Here is a 2380-nt window from a genome sequence, read left to right on the forward strand (position 1 = left end):
CAACTGTACCCTCATTATAGGTATGCTCACCTACTGTAGGATCGGTACTACCTCCTCCTTCAGGATCCACTGCCATAGTGAGAGTATAGGTAGTAACAACCGTTCCTCCTCCACCACCGCCACCTCCGCCTCCTGCAGCTCCACCACCTGCGGGAGCGCCGAATGTAGCGTCAGCGATTTGGTCAGCAAAATGTATTACCCTATTGTCTTCTTGCGGGTCACGACATTCAGATAGAGCCTCCTCCACTGCATTATAAAGCTGCGTAGAAGGCTCGAGATTAGGAATTTCACTCACCGGAAGAACTAATTTAGCGGGGGCAAAACTCCACTTCCAATCATATTGAGCATACCAGGAAGCATTAAAAGGAGTGAAGTCTTCTCCATAAAGGAAGTTGGCGCGTTCCCAGATAATTACCTGAGACGTGGTATAGGCGTTAGCTTCACCAATATCACCTCTGGGGTTATTGATGCCTTTTTTAACCACCACATAGTTACCGGAGCCTTCTGGATATTCCCTTACTACATAAAGAACATAGCTTCCTTCTCCAGTTGTATTTACCTCAAAAGCACCGTCACACCCAGTTTCACCTTCGATTTTGAGCTTACCGCTATCTCCCCCGTAAAAGAGAGCCATAGCTCCGGGAAGAGGTTTACCCTCGGTTATGAATGGGTTATCACAGGCATCGCTAAAACAGCTCTCTGGAGTTGCCACCCGGCCAGTTATTGCAGCACCGGTTGTTCCTGGAGCACCAAACTGGGGAGATGTACAACCGGCCATTATAGCAAGAGTACCAGCGATAATTACCGCCAGTAATAAAAGATTCTTGCGATTCATAATTATTGCCTCCCTTTTAAGGATTTAATTCTCCTTACTGCAAAAAGAATAATCCCTGAAAAGGAGGAATCCTATAGGTAAATATTCCTATTTTGGTAGCTACTCTTCCTATTTTAATAAACTATAGGGGGAAATATCCCAGCGCCTGCGGCGCAAGATTACAAAACAAAAACCTAAAAAGTAAAGACCACTAGCGGGAAAACCAAAAAAAGAACAGCCTGCGCTCCCCCCCGAGGAGAAAGAATAAAGGGGGAATCCCCCAAAAAAGGAAGAGAGAAATGTATGAGGAGAAGATGATAGCTCCAGCAACAAGAGGCATTGCCCTCTCGTTAGCCTCTTTTTCTAACAATCAGAGGAAGCTTACTTTTAGTTCAAGGCCAAGTACCAGTTCCCTTGAGCACTCCAGGCAGAGAGAAACTGAGAAAGGGGATAAGAATTATTAGCTCCTGTAATTTTACCTGGGTCGTTGACATAGATATTATCAGAGTCAATGCCAACTACTAACATGGCATGTTTTGCTCCCCCGTTGGGGTTCATGTTAGAATAAACTGCTACCAGAAAAGGCTTCCCCTCAGAAAGCATAGCTCGAGCCTGCTCCAGATTTCCCATCCCCACTTTAGTTGGCACTCCTTCGCTATCTAACCAGGCACGAACCTGAAAAATATTAGTCCAGTCACCGTTATAACCGTTGACCGGAAGTCCAAAGTGAGCATTAAGCCAGTTATCCGCTTGAATGATATGGTCGGGGGAGGGTTGAATGTTGAAATAGTAAGCTCGCATCATCACCGCACAGGCAGGCCCACAATTGCGGGTGTTTACCCAGTCACCAGGTGGAACCTGGGGGAGGAAAGGCACGTCAAGTACGATTCTGCTATCAGAAAACTCGATAAACTTATCCCGTATCTCGCTGCTGGTGGGCGCCGAGGAAATACCAAAATTGGTCTCCGGAGTATTTATAGAATTACTGCACCCCGCAACAAGAATAACCAGGATAAGCCCGAAGATGGTAAGAAGAAAGAAAGACTTGCGCCTCATCTCTCGTACCTCCTCCAGGGCTTTCTCCGAAGGAATGTCGAGAGTGACGCGCTAAAAGCTTATTGCTTAACGAATCTCAATCACTGAGATCCGGCAACCCGACTGCCTTAGCAAGGTCTGCTTTAGGCTCGCGGCTTTGCGCCCTCTCCTTTCGGAGAGTTTGCCCTTGAAAATATTAAGATAACAAACCATACTGACCGAATACTATTATAATATATCGGCAGATTTTTTAAAAGCTTTAGGGAGTTTTTAGAAAGTTTTTTTCGACTCGAGTTCCACCTCGTTTGGGCAGAAATTCTCAAAAAATAAGGAAGCTATCCATTATGGTCTTTATTTGGTAGTTCCTTGCTCACTTATCTTCAGAGTTATATACTCTTCTTTTCCTGCCAGAGTGGTACTATCCAGCCCTCATCTACCAGCTCCAGATTTTGATAGGGATTAAAATCCGGGGGGTAGCAAACCTGTATCAAAAATAATCCCCGGGGAGGAAGAGCCAGTCGGTTAAAGGAA

At 45.6% G+C, this 2380-nt stretch carries 1 protein-coding gene, 1 pseudogene and 1 riboswitch; the gene and the pseudogene both read right to left on the minus strand.

Going from position 1 to position 2380, the window contains the following annotated elements:
• Positions 1–835, minus strand: a pseudogene (locus GXZ17_RS05730) (hypothetical protein); the annotation flags it as partial.
• 366 nt (positions 836–1201) lie between these two features.
• The gene (locus tag GXZ17_RS05735; protein WP_409376333.1) at positions 1202–1870 is read right to left on the minus strand and encodes a C39 family peptidase; all 669 of its coding nucleotides are present in this window, start codon (positions 1868–1870) and stop codon (positions 1202–1204) included.
• Between the two features lie 89 nt (positions 1871–1959).
• Positions 1960–2045, minus strand: a riboswitch (cyclic di-GMP riboswitch).
• Positions 2046–2380 lie beyond the last annotated feature (335 nt).

Origin of the sequence: Candidatus Sordicultor fermentans, assembly GCF_012728195.1 — a bacterium.
Classification (GTDB): domain Bacteria; phylum Atribacterota; class Atribacteria; order Atribacterales; family Caldatribacteriaceae; genus Sordicultor; species Sordicultor fermentans.